The following is a 16,260-nucleotide window of genomic DNA, read 5'->3' as shown; positions in this document are numbered from 1 at the left end:
ATATAGTCCTGTACCAACAGCAGGTACAAAAGAATTAATAGTTTATGTTAAAAGAAGTGGAGCATCTGCATGGAACCATAGAGTTAGATTTGTACTTTCATCAGGTTCTTTAACTACTAAAACTTGGGTTGTACAATAAACACTTAAAAGCACAGAAGTGTGTTAAACACGTGTTGCAGCAAGTGGCAATTGATTAACAAATACGAATACTCTCGCTTGAGAGTTTATCCTTTGCAGTGAGCAGGGCATGTTAATTGATCCATTACCAGGGGTATATTGCATAAAATCTTTTATATTTTTTAAGCAAAAAAAGATCCTAGCAAAAATATAAATTGCTAGGATCTCTATTTTTTGAAAAGAGATTTGAACCTATCACAAAACCAACAGAAGATGAAGAAGATTTATATGACTTATTTCATCTTGCCGATAAAGGACTATATGAAAAGTCGTCTGTAGTTAAACCGTATAATGAAATCGCTATAACTGATATAAACAAGATTATTTTAATAATTTTCAATAGATCCCCCCTATTTCGAAAGATAAACCTATAATGCTATAAGCAGTTTTGAGTTAAAGAGACATCGGACCTGTATTTGATTTAGTAGATAAAACCAACTATTCTTAATATCCAAAAGGTAAAACAGAAGCAACTACGTTAACTAAATTTTACCACTTAGCATAAACAGTGAGTACAAAATCAGTTCATTATTCAGTTCTTTATTATTGGAATCAATTTATCATTTTCGATTGGTGAAGATAGTACGATTAATGTTGTTGAATCTCCGTATATCCCCATTTCGTTTATGGCAACTTCAAGGGATTGAAGGGTTTCCGTCACTACTTTTACTAAAAAGTTATATTGGCCACTAATTCTATGTAATTCCACTACATCCTTTGATTGATTGCAGAATTCTACAAAGTTTTCACAGCTTTTCGTATGGAATAACAGAAAGGCTGATATCGGTTTGTTGATTTTTTCTGCTCTTACAATCGCCCGATAATGATCAATAATTCCCTTTTCCTCCATTCTGCGCACTCGCTCTGTAACCGCTGGCTGAGAGAGGGCTACTTCTTTTCCAAGTTCCGTCATGGAAATTCGACCTTTCTCCTGTAAAATCAAAAGAATTTCTTTATCCAATTCATCCATTATCTTTACCACCTTTATATTCAAAGTAAAATGCTCAAAATAAAATAAATTTCAAACTAATAACACTTTATAAACTGGATTTTTCTATATAACTCCTTTTTTAAATTATATAAAATTAACCAAGAAGTTAATACTTTTATAAAGGGGTAAGAACAACATGGGGATCAATGAATTATTAAATTCAACTCAGATTGGTAACTGGCACTTGAAAACAAAAATTGTAATGGCACCAATGACACGGAGCTTTGCTAATAATGAAACAGGTACTGTTGGTGAAGATATTGTCCACTACTACCGGAAAAGAGCGAAAGACGGTATTGGGCTAATTATTACAGAAGGTATTAATCCTTCTCCTAGAGGAAAAGGAACTTTTGGTGTACCTGGGCTATATACGAACAGCCAAGTGGATTCATGGCGGAAAGTAACGGAGGCTGTTCATGAAGAAGGTGGGACGATTGTTGCCCAACTTTGGCACGTAGGAAGATTGACACATCGAGAACTGACTGGAGGATTGCCACCACAAGCACCCTCTCCTATAAAGGCGGATGGACTTGTCCATCGATTGCGAAAACCATATGATACTCCAGAAGAAATGACTTTAATGGATATCAAGGAAGTTATTCAAGAATATGCATTAGCTGCTCGAAACGCCATCAAGGCCGGTTTTGATGGAGTTGAAATCCACGGGGCTCATGGTTACTTAATTGATCAATTTAATTGTGAAATGACGAATAAGCGAACGGATGAGTACGGAGGCAATTTACAAAATCGCTTATCTTTTATGAAAGAATTATTAATGGCGGTTATCAATGAAGTTGGTAAAGATAAAACCATTATACGATTTTCCGAAATAAAAGATGATATTCCAGGTTATAGATGGGCTAATCCTGAAGAGACTATAAAGGCTTTTATTCAGGTGTTTCACGAAGTAGGACTCCAAATTATACACCCTTCCACAAATGATTTTACCGAAAAAATGGCGGATGATATGACCTTTCATCAACTGGTGAGAAAATATTGGGATGGCATAATCATTGGGGTCGGTAATTTAAATCCACAGACTGCTTCTAAAGCGATTGCGGAAGGTACTATTGACCTCGCTGCCTTTGGACGTCCTCTACTTGCAAATCCGGATTTCGTTCAAAAAATAAAAGAAGAACGTCCTCTAAAACCCTATGAAGCAGCAATTGATTTAAAATACTTGAATTAAAAAGATTATAACCGAGCGTTGGACTACATTTGTTCAACGCTTATTAGCATTTGCTTCATACTTTTAACGAACCCATGTGCAAACTTTCATGGTTCATATGAAAAACGACTATGTCCCCTAATGTTTTCATACCTAAAAAGAATTCTTTTAGTGGTTCGTCCAGGTGTCCTTTACAAGCTTGTTCAATCGCATGTACTTATTGTTCCAACTGTTTAATTAGCACATCCATTGAAGGAGGTTGCTCCGTCCAATTATTTGGTTTACTCCCGCTCAGAAACATCAAATGATAAGATAGAGGCATTTGTCTTTCCAGGTGAACTGCAGGAAACATTGTATTATCCCAACCTACTAAAATATGACCAACATTCCAGCGGATATTGTTATGATGACCATCTGGAATTTGGTCCGCAATCTCTTCAGGTATTATCCGAGTCCATTTACGCCACAATTTCATTTGTTCAAATAATTGTACTTCCCTCATTATGAGTCCTCATTTCCTGCCCTTCTTCATTAATTCGATTATGTAAAAAAGTTGGGTGATGATAAAAGAACCAAAAATAATGAATAGAATACATAGAGCTATATCAACTTCGCCAACTAAATCACCTAATACCAACAAAATTAAAAACATAAGTAGTATCCCTGTAAATACCGTTAGAAAAAACATACTGATATAACGTCCCAACGTCACATCCCCCTTTCCCTATACTAGTTCTCGACTCTCAACCAACTCTCCTTCCCCTAACAACAGTAAAAGAGTGCATTATTATAAATGCACCCTTTTCGTTATTTATCAATCACAATGGATAATTTATAGTTCGCATGTTCATTTAAAGCGGTCAAAAATTGATTCAATTCTTCGTTTGAAGGGAAGCGACATTCGAGAAGGTAGCAACCGTCTCCACTAATTTTATAGTTATTCAAGATGTATTGTTCTTGCGTTTTTATAAATGATAAGTAAGGCTGATGATACGTATTTTGCGTAATGATTGTTATAAAAGTATGGATTGGACAGCCTAATTTCGCTTGGTTCACTTTAACCGTATACCCTTCGATAACGCCACTATCTTCTAACTTTACCACCCTTGCCGAAACCGCCGGCCCTGTTAAATGAACTTTTTCCCCTAATTGTTTCATAGTGAGCCGACTGTTTTTAGATAGTTCCTCTAAAATCAGCCTGTCCGTGCGATCTAACATGTCACAAACTCCTTTCATTAATAAAGTCAAACAGGCAAAAGACTTTATTTTTTCTATGTATCCATCAATAGGTCATAGTTTAAACTATACACAGTTTAAAGAATACCCGAAAAAGGAGTTAATGAATATGAATATACATCAAATTCGTAATGCAACGATGGTTGTTGAATATGGAGGGAAAAGGTTTTTAATCGACCCTATGTTAGCGGAAAAAGGAACTTACCCTCCTTTCCCTAATTCACCAAGACAAGATCAAAAAAATCCGATAGTTGAGCTGCCTGCTACCATCGACAAGATCGTTCAAAATATCGATGCGGTTATTGTCACTCATCTACATTTAGACCATTGGGATGATGCAGCTAAGGAATCATTGCCAAAGGACATCAAAATTTTTTCCCAAAATGAAGAAGATGCTACGGAAATTCAAAAGGCTGGTTTCCAAAATGTCGAGGTTTTACAAGAGGATACGGTCTTTGAAGATATCCAATTAATAAAAACAAAAGGCAAGCATGGCAGAGGAGAAATTTTAAAGCTTGCAGGTCAAGTGTGTGGTGTTGTCTTCAAACATGTAACGGAAAAAACTTTATACGTTGCAGGAGATACAGTATGGTATGAAGCGGTTCAAGATGTAATCGAAACACATGAACCGGACATCTTGGTTGTCAATGGTGGAGATAATCAATTCCTGCAAGGCGGTTCCCTCGTTATGGGGAAAGATGATATTTATGAAGTGTATAAGGCTGCCCCTAATGCAAAAATTATTTCCGTTCATATGGAAGCCGTTAATCATTGGACGTTGTCTCGGGAGGAATTAAAACAATTCATTAAAGAAAAAAGCATCTCTAACGTTTTAGTGCCAGATGACGGTGAATTTTACTCATTTTAAGAACAATAAAAGTGCACATCAACTCGTTTTTTACGGTTCGTGCACTTTTTATATACTTTCATTCCCCCTGGAATTAATCTTCTAATTTAGCCACTCCTAATGCAAGGTGATCCCAAAGCAATTGTTCCACTTTTTCACTTAGTTCATTCGGACAATTGATGACTAAAACGACCTCTGAATGCTTCCCTTTTAGCACCCTTTTTCTTTTATAAATTACTTTATAAAGGATGAAATCGATCAAAAAGCCCGTCACAAACCCAACCGCTCCACCGATTAACCCCCAATAAATCGGCCCCCACTCTAATTGAAAACCGATACATGCTCCAATTACACCAAATGCCGTTCCGATTGCCGCTCCCTTATCAAACAAACTAATACCATCAGCTCGATGAAGTGTATCAAATAATCTTCTTTCTTGGGTGCGATTCACAAGCGGGACAGCAAGAATTTGACTTTTGTGTACCCCTAATTGTTCTATAGCCGTAATCGCTAACTCAAGATATGTGGAATGCTCAAAGGTAGAAATTATTTGCAATGGATCACACCTCAGCAGATGTTGGTATTTTTATACGATATTGGTTGTAATTTTTTCGCAAAAATGTTCGTTGTTCACTATCAAATAGTTTATTATTTTCCACTGTATTTACGTATGCGTCATACACGCCAAAGCCAATTTGTGATGGAATAAATAAAAACCATTGTGGGTTAAGTGCTTCAGTCGCTTTGCTAATTTCACCCATGAAGAGGAAATGAACCGCGACAAGGACATTGGAAAAGTAGACAAAGACAATCATAAACGACACCATAAAAGTGGCTGTAATTACTCGATGGATATACAATTGACCTAATCCCGGTGTTAAAAAGGACCAAAATATCGCCATACTCGGTCTTCTTTTATCTAAATAATTCACTTCTACAGCCCCAATAATAAAAGAATTAAAATTAGCATTTTCCCTTTCCGCTAATAAGTAGACTTTGTTCATATCCACTGCACTCCGGTAACTGTCCCAAATACCAAAAATATAGACGGGAAGATACAAAAGGAGCCATCTTGGTTCTAGCACTTCCTTCGCCATTTTAAAATTCCCGGTAAAAGAATAAATAATTCCATAATTTAAATGGGCCATATTGTTCACAAGAAGTTCCCATAAAATGAGGGCATAGCCTCTCAAATATTTCGATAATAGAAGATGGCCAAAACCAGGAAAAGCAGCTGACCACCAAGCAATAATATAAGGGTTTCGCAAATGGAGTTGGGTAGTTCCAACTAAACTGACATGGGCTTTATAGCGTCTGGCTGTATTATTATTAGTAAAATTCCTCATACCGCTGCAACCCCTTAGTTATCTTATAACGCTTTTTCCAATTTACAAATCCATTTATAAAAAGCCAACTCAATGATAAGTAAAATCGGATAAATAGGTACTGAATAAACTAATTTCCACCATCCATAATGGAAATAGCCCCAAGGTTCTGGAAGCAAAGCTAGTGCTTCATAAATGACACATACTATAGACCAAAATACAATATAAAGGAAACGCTTTAAAAAAGAAGTGCGAAACGGGAAAAAATTTAAAAACATGAGTATAAAAGGCGGCGTCAACATAATTCGCACTGGTAAATCAGACCATTCAATTTCACTATCGCTAAAATACCAATAAGCGTTATATTTAGTACCTAAATAGAGATCAACAATTAGTTGAAATAAGACGGTAAATGTCCACATATGGACGATTTGATTTTTAGTTAGTCGCTTAACCGTAATAAACGCAACCGTGTTTAAAAGGATAACGGCAATTATAAGTCCGATCATAGCAAAAAAGAATCACCTCTTTAGACACTATTCTTTACTAAAACTTTATTAAGTATTCCGCACCTTTCTTTCAAATGCAATAACCCTCTTTCAAAAAATGAAAGAGGGTTTAAGGCGTTCTTATTTTGATAATTAGGATTACTATTTTTAACGCATATTCATTGGTAGAGACTTTTCATCTATTTCTTTTAATATTTCGTGTAAAAATTCCTCTACGGACATTGTTTTTTGTACGCTCTGCTTATATCCCCTAACTGTAACTGTTTGGTCTTTTTGCTCTTGGTCACCTAAAACAATCAAGTAAGGGACTTTCTTTATTTGTGCATCTCGAATTTTTCTTCCAAGCTTTTCATGACGACTATCGATAGAAGCTCGTATTCCTGCTTTTTGCAAGAGCTTATATACTTTTGTCGCGTATTCATTATGCACTTCGGTAACACCCATTATCTCAACCTGCTTTGGCGCTAACCAGAGTGGGAATGCTCCTCCAAAATGTTCAATTAAAATACCTAAGAATCGATCAATTGAACCAAATACTGCACGATGAATGACAACAGGTCTTACTTTTTCGTTTTGTTCATTTACATAAGTTAAATCAAATTTTTCAGGGAGTTGGAAATCAAGTTGTACTGTTGCACATTGATGGCTACGGTTAATCGCGTCTTTAATATGGATGTCAATTTTCGGTCCGTAAAATGCACCGTCCCCTTCATTGATTTTATATGCTGAACCTATATTGTTTAAAACATTTTCTAATGCCCGCTCAGCTTTGTTCCATAAGTCTAAATCACCCATGTAGTCATCTGGTCGTGTCGATAACTCACTTTCATAATCAAACCCAAATACTTGATATACATGATCAATAATCTTTAATGCTAACGTGATTTCGTCTTCAATTTGTTCAGGTGTTACAAAAATATGTGCATCATCTTGACAGAATGTTCGAACACGTAACAAACCATTTAATGCCCCACTAAATTCATGACGATGGACTTGTCCAAATTCAGCCATGCGAATCGGTAAATCCCTATAAGAGTGCAAATCATTTTTATAAATAAGCATATGACCGGGACAGTTCATTAGCTTTAAAGCAAATTTTTGTTCATCTACTTGTGTAAAATACATATTTTCTTTATAGTGCTGCCAATGTCCGGATTGTTCCCATAATCGCTGATTCATCATCAAAGGTGTTCGAACTTCTTTATAATCATATGCTGTTTGTAAATCCCGAAGAAATGATTCAAGTTCATTGCGTATAATCTGTCCATTTGCTAAATAAAATGACATACCTGGAGCTTCTTCTGAAAACATAAATAGTTCGAGTTGTTTTCCTAACTTTCGATGATTTCGTTTTTCGGCCTCATCAAGGAAGTTGAAATAATTTTGCATTTCTTCTTTACTGGCAAATGCCACACCATAAATGCGTTGTAACATTTGATTATGACTATCTCCACGCCAGTAAGCACCCGAAATATTCATTAATTTAAAATACTGTAATTTATTTGTGGAAGGTACATGTGGACCTCTACATAAATCGTAAAACTCTCCTTGTTCATACACTGTTATCGGTTCATCCAATGGGATTGCATCTAGTAATTCCAACTTTAATGGATCATGTACAAAAAGTTGATTTGCCTCCTCCCTTGTGACCTCTTTACGAACAATTTTAAGATTTTCCTTAACTATTTTTTGCATTTCTCGTTCGATAACAATTAAATCTTCCGGCACTAATGAATGTGCCATCTCTATATCATAATAAAACCCATTTTCTATAACGGGACCTACCCCTAAATGAACATCTGGATATAAACGTTTTATAGCCTGTGCGAATAAGTGGGCTGTCGAATGGCGAATGACTTCCATACCTTTTACTGAATGTGCCTCATAAATAGCAATTTGAGCATCGGTTAGAATCGGTCTCGCCAAATCATATGTGGTTTCATTTACATTTCCTACAATGGCTTTTTTCACTAAACTCGGACTAATTGCTTTTGCAATATCGGTTAGTGTTACACCTTTTGCAAACTGCGCTTGTTTGCCATCTGGAAATTGAATTAACACTTGTTGATTTGACATCCTAACACTCCTTTTCTAATTTGTTGCCTTTAAGGCAAATAAAAAACACATACTTGTCCACTAAGGGACGAGCATGTGTTGATTACCCGTGGTTCCACCCAAATTCCTACCTATGCAAATGCATCAGTAGCTCATTGAATGCAGATAACGCCTGCACACGTCACTAGTTTCCTAGCACAGCTCTAAGGTAGTAAATCATTTCGTCCAATTAGGAAACTTTCAGCCGGTGATTTCCCTCTCTTTTCATCTTCTCTAAAATGATTCGTATCCTCTTCATCGCTTTTTAAAATAAAATTAGTATCAAATTTAAATCATCCGGTTCAATATGTCAATACTTTTAATATTCTAAATATATTTCATTTGTCTAAAAACCATGTTTGATGATACTGCCATTTAAGGTCCCCTTGAAAAGTTAATGCCTAATAGATGAAAAAATAAAACAAATTACTTAAGATGAGAATAGGTTAAATTATTAATAAATGGGAAAAAGAGGTATTATTATGAAAACTAATGGCTTTCTCGTTTTGAATTTCATTATTTTGTTTGGTATAGGGGTTTATTTAATGGTTTATAGTTTTTCTGCGCATGTGGAATTAAAAACAGGAATTCCTATAATATCAGGTCTTTTAATGGGTTTTTCCATCTATTCAACCTATCGAATACAAAAGCAAGCAAAGCATTAGTTTGAACAAGATCATTTTTTTATCCGCGCTCATGATACATATGCAAAACTGATTTTCTAGATTAAACCAAACCATTATCCCATATCAATTTGGAGGGGAAACATGACAACTACTTATGTCCATTGGGGAGAATCAAAGGTTAAATTAACATGGAAGAAAAGTGAGGTACTTCCTCAAAGGCATCTAATCACAAGTGTCCATGGCTTTTGTTTTCAAGGTGGCAACTTATTATTAGTTCATTTAAATAAGAGAGGATGGGATTTTCCAGGAGGACATATCGAATCTGGTGAATCACCGGAAAATTGCCTTAAACGAGAGGTGTTAGAAGAAGGTTATGTAGAAGGCGAAAGCCAATTGTTAGGATACATAATCGTTGATCATAGTGAAAATCTTTTTTGGACAGAGAGTAGCCCATATCCTAAAATTGGCTACCAACTGTTTTACAAAATGACTATTACAAAACTGCTCCCTTTTGAAGGAAAATTTGAATCTTCAAAGCGTATGTTCATAAACCCTCAAGACATTTCCGCCTACCATCACGAGTGGAACATACTTTATCAGCATATTTTGGACTGTACATTCCAATAGATTTTTTTAAAATTCTGTTTAAAGATTTATGCTTTTATTTTCCAAATTAAAATTCCCATGTTATAATCTAATTAAATTAAGAGTACATTAAAAAAGACTACTCGATGAGTGCCATCAAGTAGTCCTAGCAATTTAACAGATTGCTTCAAGGGCAATCAGCATCACAGTAAAGAGTAAACCGTATGCTTGGTAGGCGGGCGGTTTACTTTTTTTGTGTGAACGTGTAGGACAATGTAAGAATCATCACTACAAGAACAGCCACATCAATCGTAAGAGACAACGCTTCTATACTCAACAATCGATATCACCTCCTAATCGATTACTCTTTCGGAAATGATATCGATCATGTTTCAGTCATTGTCATAGCAACACCCCCTCTCCTCAAAGAGTAGAGGAAAAACGAGTGCTGACCGCCCACAAAACCCTATTAAATCGCTAACCTTATTATACCATTATTGCTAGTATAATACTTCATCAAAAATCAGATTATTCTCAATTTAGATAAAATATACTACTTCGTTGTTTATAAAATGGAACGTTTCTTATCCCGTTTCCGATGCACAAAAATGATATTTTTTCTAAATGGCTATTCGCCATGTTATAATCTAGTTAATTTACGAGTACATTAAAAAGACTACTTGATGGGTGCCATCAAGTAGTCCTAGCAATTTAACAGATTGCTTTAAGGGCAATCAGCACCATGGTTAAAGTAAACCGTTGGCTTGGGAAGGCGGGCGGTTTACTTTTTTTGTGTAAACGCATAGGACAATGTAAGAATCATCACTACTAGAACAGCCACATCAATCGTAACCGACAATGCATCTATACTCATAAATCTATCCACCTCCTAATCGAACCCTTTCGGAGATGATGTAGATTAGGTTTTCGTCATTGTCATAACAGCACCTCCTCTCCTAAAAGAGTAGAGGATAAACAAGTGCTGACCGCCCACAAAACCCTATTAAATTACTTACCTTAGTATACGAATGTTTCTATTCCTATACTTAGTCATAAATCTGATTATTCTTCAGAAAAGTATTTTCCATAGAGTTATCTTACTATTTTTGTGAATTTACAATGATAATAAAAATAGATGGCTTCCTTTTAAATAGGAAAACCATCGAAAAAATTTATTCGTTAATAATTTCTTTAATCGCTTCAGCTAAAGCATCCGCAGTCCTATAGGCTTCTTCAAATGTATTTTCATGTCCACCTATGTTTAACGATAAAGAATTCTCATGAAGATCTTGATTGTATGTGTTCCGAGGATTCTCTCCTTTTTCAAATACTCCTTTGGATAAACCAGGATATAATTTTTCTATCTTTTCATGAAGACGTTCTGCAAAGGCTTTATTCGCTTCATAATTATCAGTAGTTTTTGATACAAAAAATGAAATCTTCGCATAATCTTTCCCGTCAATGTTTACCGTTGTATAAGACCTTTTTTGGGAATCTCTGTGTATATCCAAAACCATTTTTATACTTTTATATTCATTTAATATTTCTTGTAATTTTAACCTTGATACATTATAAGCGTTGGAAAAAGATAAGTTTTGTTCTTCTAAGATTCCTAAAAAATCCGTATTATCATGTATATTGCTAATGTTATTTTCCTTCAACGCTTTACTTAACTCTTCCCCAACCAATGTAACATTCTTCGTTTCACTATAAGTATCCTCAGCTTTTTTAGAATTTTTAACATTATAGGTTTCCGTATTATGTGTGTGATAAATAAATACTAAAGGATCCTTTTCATTAACTACAGATGACAACATTTCATTTTCATTAGAAGTAAGGACATTTGTTAGAGTCTCTTTTCCATCAAATAAGAATAGCCATGATAAAGATAATGTAAAAAATAAAAGCCCACTTGATATGGCAGATATCCTTTTTACTTTCCAATTTCGATTCATACGTCTTGCCTTTTGTCTAAGTTTTGTTTCAGTTGATGTAATGAAGTTTTCACTTGGATATTGAGGATAATTTCCCTTGATCATATCAAATATTTCTTTATCATTTTGCATTTGTCAAAACCTCCTTTGCATCAAAATTTAGTTTCCTTTTTAACTCTCTCAAGGCTCTGTGATAATCTACTTTCACTTTAGATTCACTGCATCGTAGAATTTCTGAAGTTTCCTTTATGGAAAATTCATGAATACCACGAAGTATTACGACCGCTCGATAGTTAGGTTTTAATTTGGAAATCGCCTCGTGAATAAACTGTTCCATTTCAGTAATTTCAAACTCTTCATCTGGCCTCTTGTCCTTTGATTCTAGTTGTGTGAAAAAGCCTTCCTTAAAAATCGAAATAAACTTCTTTTTCCTGTAATGATCTACTGCTACATGTTTTGCTATGGAAAAAATCCATGTTTTTAGATTGCTTCCACTTTTAAAATGGGGTAGGTTTTTTAAAACACGAATAAAAACTTCCTGTGTTAAATCTTCGGCGTCATTTTGATTGCCTGAAAAATAAACAAGAAATCGAAACACGTCTAAATAGTAATTGTTGTAAATATTAACGATACTAGACTCTAAGTTTTTTAAATCGACCAATCATTTCCCCCCTCATTATGCATTCACGTATTATTCGTTTAAGGACATTAAAAAGTTACAATGTTTTTTTATTTATGTACCTTTCTAGTTAATTACCAATTATTCCTATCTAAACTTATAAATCCATCTTCTCCCCTGCAAGTTATACAATAAAAAAGCGTTTATCCTTTACTCGGATAAACGCTACCACCTAGTTAAACTCCCTTTTACCATATATTCGAAATAAGACGAGCCACCATTCTTGGTAAAAACAATATGACATTCCAAATGATTTCTAAAATCATTTCAAAAATCATTTCGATTAATGTATCACTATAAACTCGCTTTTTCTTAGTTTTTTTTCTTTTATTAATTTTCATCCTTAATCCCCCAACACTTCAATAGTTACGTCTAACTACCAAAGGCTTTGCACTTTTATTAAGCTACTGACCTAGCTCCAAAGGTAAAAAAGCATAATCTCCGTCCTTTATAACGTCACATTTACGGACTGGAATCGGATGTTTAAAAATGGGGCCATCTATTACTGTAGTATGGAACTCGCCCCCTTCTCCACAAGGGTCAATACCACGAGCTTCAAGCTCCTTCACAAATTCATGCGTAAACGTTCGTCCTAAATCGTCCTCTCGCATGCCAAGAGATAAATTAACCGTTACAACAACCGATACAAATCCCAAATCTATGAATTCTTCGACAACTGCACGATGGTCCATTTCCCATAAGGGCATTCCAAGCTTTAATCCAACATCGTTCGTAACCTTTTCATGCCAACAGCCATGTTCAGGTATATCAATGTCTCCCGTTACTAACAGTTCTGCTCCTTGTTTTTTCGCCTTTTCTAAAAGACCGATAAATACCTTTTCATAATCTGTCCAACTTGCAGCTGCTGCATAGATAGGCAAACCGATAGAACTTGCTTGTGCACGGATGATTTCCGGAGGCATTCCATGGGATCTAGACCGTTTCCCTTCTTCCTCCATCATAACAATAAGTCCAACTGCTTCTCCCGCTTTCATTGCTTTAAACAGAGCTAACGTACTATCCTTCCCTCCGCTAAAAGAAGCGATAAACCGATGCCCGTGAACATTATTTTTCCAATCCTTTAATTCTACCACTTACATCACACCCCTATATTCACATGAAGTTTTTATGTGCCAATCTTATATTTCATTTTTCTATTTTCACGCTGCATAGTTAAATTTTATCACGATTCACCCTAAGCGGTCGGAAAAACTTGGAAATAAAGGAAAATGTGACGTAATATCCTTCACAACGAACGAGGCATTCTTATACGTTCACCTTATCATTTGAAAAAATAAGTAAAAGAGACAACTTTCTATTTGTGAAAGTTGTCTCTTCTTCTATTAATGATGATGTTCATGTCCTTCGATTTGGCTTTGTTGCCCTTTTTGCAAGAAGTCCAGCTCACTTTCAGAAAGTTCACCTACGACAAATTGTTTTTGTGGAACGATAATCGATCCATTATTGCCAGCATGTACTTTCACAAAATAGAGCCCTTCACTATCAAAATCTTTACTAATTCCATAAACACCGTTTCCTAAATCATAAGCTTCTTCCATATAGTACGTGACCGTTCCATCTTGTTTCCATATTTCAAAATGAACAAAGTCTGCCCCTTCTACTCTTTCCCCATTTTGCGTCAGAATGACTTTGATTGTTTCTTTTTCATTGGCTGAAAATGTGTTAGGAATGATAATTTCTGATTGAAGGGGTGATTCTTCTTTATACAGCTTTGCAACGTCCGGTTTCAGGGAACATCCACTAAGCACAACAATGAAAAGAAACATCCATATCATTTTTTTCTTATGCATTGAAAAACATCCTAACTTTTGGAATTCTTTTAATAATGAGCCAATCTACTAGGAAAACAACAATGAGAGACAAACCAACTAAAGGAAACAGTATGCCGAGCCCAATCATCAATAGAAGGAAGAGTTTCATTTTCTTCATACTAATGGCTTTTGGAGCACCTAAACTATGTTTCGGTTTTCGTTTCCACCAAAGGTAAAATCCACTTACGACAACGAAAATAATCCCTAAACAAATTGCGAGACTAATAAGTTGATTGATCAAACCAAATTGAGTTCCTTTATGTAATGTGATTCCCCACGCAATGATTTTCCCCATTACACCGTAGTTATCGTAACGATAATCAGCAAGCACCGCACCGGAATATTGGTCGATATGAATCGTTGCTTCATCCTGTGCCTTTGGAGGAAAGGCGGATAATGTGAATACCCCTTCCTTGCCATTTGGGAAAATGACCGTATAACTTGGATGCATCCCTACTCGATTTGCGACATCTACTACATCGTCAATGGAAATCGGTACATACCCTTCCACTTCAGACTTCGGTACTTCTAAATTTTCAGCTGCCCACGGGACATCTGCAATTTCCTTTGTTTTCACATTGGAAGTTGGGGCATTACCAATCCAAACAGATGGTGGATATCCTTCTCCTGTATTCGTAACGATTGTTTGAAATTGACTACCCCATAATCCGGACCAAGGTAATCCGGTCATAATGAGAAATAACATCCCTGCCGTAATCCAAAAGGCAGGCACCGCATGCATGTCTCTTCTGAAAATCTTTTTCCCTTTCGTCAACCTTGGAAACAGTACTCCAGACAAGTCCTTTTTCTTCCTAGGAAACCATAAAAAAAGACCCGTCACAATGAGTACAATCGCCCAGCAAGCTGCCAATTCTACGATTCGATCTCCGATTGTCCCTGCCATTAATTCCCCGTGAAATTCTTCAATTCGATCCATAATTCGATCATCATTATTTAACTCTCCAAGGGACTTCCCCGTATACGGATCTATAAAAACCGTTAACGACTCATCGTTGGAAATGATGCCCACTTCACTTGAACGGTCTTCGCTTTCTCCAAGACGATATTGAGTTACGACGGCATCCGGGTGCAGTCTTTTCACTTCTTCTATTTGCGCAGAAGCGGATATTTTCTCCCCTTGTGGGTTCACCTCGTAGTAATCTTTATAAATGACTTGTTCAATTTGTGGCTTAAATAAATAAATCGAACCGGTAACGGCGAGAATGATTAAAAAAGGTGCAAAAATAATCCCGGCATAAAAATGCCACCGCCATACCGTTTTATATAGGGCCGCTTTCATTGATTTTTCATTCTTTTCTGCTACATTGTTCGTTGCTTCATCCATACCTAGCCCTCCTTACTTTTTGTGCTATCTTTGGATTTGTCCTTTAACAGCACCCATTTTTCGGGTGCATTTCATCTACTATTGCTTGAATGGCTTCATCAAAGTTATAAATCGTCCCACCAAACCCTTTTCGGAATTGTTTTGCTTGTTTCTTTGATTCAAAAACAATGACCTGTGGTTGGCAACAATTCAGTTGGATATCCGCATTCAAAAGATAGATAGCTGTTTTTGCACTGATCGTCGTATCCTTTAAAAAGTCCCGACAAATCATTTGAGAGACGTCCTGCTCGATATCTTTATATCGCAATAAAGCACAATGGGGACAACAAGCTTGCTCAATTTGTTGGTTTTTTTTGATTAATTGCACGGACATTCTTGAATTCGGTTCTTTCAAACAATACACACATCGATTTAATAAATTGGGAGTTTGTGCAACAAGGGTAATCCCTTTGGATGTTTTAGAAACCTTGTGTTCATCGATTAAAGGTTTAATATCCCGGTAAACCGTCATTTCTGAAACTCCTAATCTTTCACTAATTTCAGAAACTCGCAATATTCCTTCTTGTTCTAACCATGTTAAAATTTGTTGTTGTCTTTTGATAGGTAACATTTATCTCCAACACCTACTTTTATTGTAATATCAATATCTTCATCACCATTATAGAGTGAATTTAATGGGATATGTGATGATTTTTGTGAATTAATGTTGAACTTTAACAAATCTACAATAAAATATCCTTTTTCACACACCTTAAAACATAAAAAAACCTAACAACAAACGCGTTACGCATCGCACTGACCTAAAAAAATGAGACAAATAAAAACACCTTTCGTTGAAAAACGGGTATTAAACCTATAAATCCAACGTGGAGGTGTTTTTTCTATGGGAACAAGAGTTAGTTATCCAGTAGA

18 protein-coding genes are annotated in these 16,260 nt (G+C 35.7%); 4 read left to right on the top strand and 14 right to left on the bottom strand.

The genetic code is table 11. The features are described 5' to 3' along the window. Positions 1-709: 709 nt before the first annotated feature. Positions 710-1,147, bottom strand: a complete 438-nt coding sequence (locus tag EC501_RS07275; protein WP_122971639.1) for an Lrp/AsnC family transcriptional regulator — start codon at positions 1,145-1,147, stop codon at positions 710-712. 157 nt (positions 1,148-1,304) lie between these two features. Here EC501_RS07275 and EC501_RS07270 point away from each other — a divergent pair, with 157 nt between their 5' ends. Further along, entirely contained in the window at positions 1,305-2,357 is a 1,053-nt protein-coding gene (locus EC501_RS07270) for an alkene reductase (protein ID WP_122971638.1), read from the top strand. 196 nt (positions 2,358-2,553) lie between these two features. Here EC501_RS07270 and EC501_RS18625 read toward each other — a convergent pair whose 3' ends face one another. Both EC501_RS18625 and EC501_RS07255 read right to left on the bottom strand, forming a co-directional pair. Further along, positions 2,554-2,838, bottom strand: a complete 285-nt coding sequence (locus EC501_RS18625) for a DinB family protein (RefSeq protein ID WP_241559295.1) — start codon at positions 2,836-2,838, stop codon at positions 2,554-2,556. A gap of 305 nt (positions 2,839-3,143) precedes the next feature. Continuing rightward, positions 3,144-3,554, bottom strand: coding sequence for an Lrp/AsnC family transcriptional regulator (locus tag EC501_RS07255; protein ID WP_122971636.1), 411 nt, complete (start codon positions 3,552-3,554; stop codon positions 3,144-3,146). A 127-nt stretch (positions 3,555-3,681) separates the two neighbouring features. On the opposite strand from EC501_RS07255, the gene EC501_RS07250 reads away from it, so the two are divergent. Beyond that, positions 3,682-4,440 (top strand): MBL fold metallo-hydrolase, encoded by a 759-nt coding sequence (locus EC501_RS07250; protein ID WP_122971635.1) that lies wholly within the window; start codon positions 3,682-3,684, stop codon positions 4,438-4,440. A gap of 73 nt (positions 4,441-4,513) precedes the next feature. On the opposite strand, the gene EC501_RS07245 is transcribed toward EC501_RS07250, so the two are convergent. From EC501_RS07245 to thrS, 4 genes are all read right to left on the bottom strand, one after another. Continuing rightward, a complete protein-coding gene (locus tag EC501_RS07245; protein WP_122971634.1) occupies positions 4,514-4,975 on the bottom strand; it encodes a hypothetical protein in 462 nt (153 codons plus the stop codon). Positions 4,976-4,979: 4 nt separating this feature from the next. Continuing rightward, a complete protein-coding gene (locus EC501_RS07240; protein WP_122971633.1) occupies positions 4,980-5,765 on the bottom strand; it encodes a hypothetical protein in 786 nt (261 codons plus the stop codon). 23 nt (positions 5,766-5,788) lie between these two features. Then, entirely contained in the window at positions 5,789-6,253 is a 465-nt protein-coding gene (locus EC501_RS07235) for a hypothetical protein (protein ID WP_122971632.1), read from the bottom strand. 147 nt (positions 6,254-6,400) lie between these two features. Next, complete coding sequence (thrS, locus tag EC501_RS07230; protein WP_122971631.1) at positions 6,401-8,329, bottom strand: threonine--tRNA ligase; 1,929 nt, start codon at positions 8,327-8,329, stop codon at positions 6,401-6,403. A gap of 500 nt (positions 8,330-8,829) precedes the next feature. On the opposite strand from thrS, the gene EC501_RS07225 reads away from it, so the two are divergent. Both EC501_RS07225 and EC501_RS07220 read left to right on the top strand, forming a co-directional pair. Next, positions 8,830-9,012, top strand: a complete 183-nt coding sequence (locus EC501_RS07225; protein ID WP_122971630.1) for a hypothetical protein — start codon at positions 8,830-8,832, stop codon at positions 9,010-9,012. A 102-nt stretch (positions 9,013-9,114) separates the two neighbouring features. Next, positions 9,115-9,600 (top strand): NUDIX hydrolase, encoded by a 486-nt coding sequence (locus EC501_RS07220; protein WP_122971629.1) that lies wholly within the window; start codon positions 9,115-9,117, stop codon positions 9,598-9,600. A gap of 1,130 nt (positions 9,601-10,730) precedes the next feature. On the opposite strand, the gene spoIIP is transcribed toward EC501_RS07220, so the two are convergent. From spoIIP to EC501_RS07190, 7 genes are all read right to left on the bottom strand, one after another. Continuing rightward, on the bottom strand, positions 10,731-11,624 hold the full coding sequence (gene spoIIP / locus EC501_RS07215; RefSeq protein ID WP_122971628.1) for a stage II sporulation protein P: 894 nt from the start codon (positions 11,622-11,624) through the stop codon (positions 10,731-10,733). Continuing rightward, positions 11,614-12,153, bottom strand: coding sequence for an RNA polymerase sigma factor (locus EC501_RS07210; protein ID WP_122971627.1), 540 nt, complete (start codon positions 12,151-12,153; stop codon positions 11,614-11,616). Before EC501_RS07210 ends, spoIIP begins: the two co-directional genes overlap by 11 nt. A gap of 206 nt (positions 12,154-12,359) precedes the next feature. Continuing rightward, the gene (locus tag EC501_RS18355) at positions 12,360-12,512 is read right to left on the bottom strand and encodes a hypothetical protein (protein ID WP_158599677.1); all 153 of its coding nucleotides are present in this window, start codon (positions 12,510-12,512) and stop codon (positions 12,360-12,362) included. A gap of 63 nt (positions 12,513-12,575) precedes the next feature. After that, the gene (locus EC501_RS07205; protein WP_122971626.1) at positions 12,576-13,265 is read right to left on the bottom strand and encodes a Dph6-related ATP pyrophosphatase; all 690 of its coding nucleotides are present in this window, start codon (positions 13,263-13,265) and stop codon (positions 12,576-12,578) included. 249 nt (positions 13,266-13,514) lie between these two features. Then, the gene (locus EC501_RS07200) at positions 13,515-13,982 is read right to left on the bottom strand and encodes a FixH family protein (RefSeq protein ID WP_122971625.1); all 468 of its coding nucleotides are present in this window, start codon (positions 13,980-13,982) and stop codon (positions 13,515-13,517) included. Next, on the bottom strand, positions 13,975-15,348 hold the full coding sequence (locus EC501_RS07195; RefSeq protein WP_122971624.1) for a PepSY-associated TM helix domain-containing protein: 1,374 nt from the start codon (positions 15,346-15,348) through the stop codon (positions 13,975-13,977). Before EC501_RS07195 ends, EC501_RS07200 begins: the two co-directional genes overlap by 8 nt. Positions 15,349-15,391: 43 nt before the next feature. Continuing rightward, on the bottom strand, positions 15,392-15,958 hold the full coding sequence (locus EC501_RS07190; protein ID WP_122971623.1) for a DeoR family transcriptional regulator: 567 nt from the start codon (positions 15,956-15,958) through the stop codon (positions 15,392-15,394). Positions 15,959-16,260 lie beyond the last annotated feature (302 nt).

The sequence above is a fragment of the Lysinibacillus halotolerans genome (genome assembly GCF_003711845.1).
Taxonomy (GTDB): domain Bacteria; phylum Bacillota; class Bacilli; order Bacillales_A; family Planococcaceae; genus Ureibacillus; species Ureibacillus halotolerans.
The sequence above is the reverse complement of the archived record's forward strand: the minus strand, read 5'-3'. Positions and strand labels throughout refer to the sequence as shown.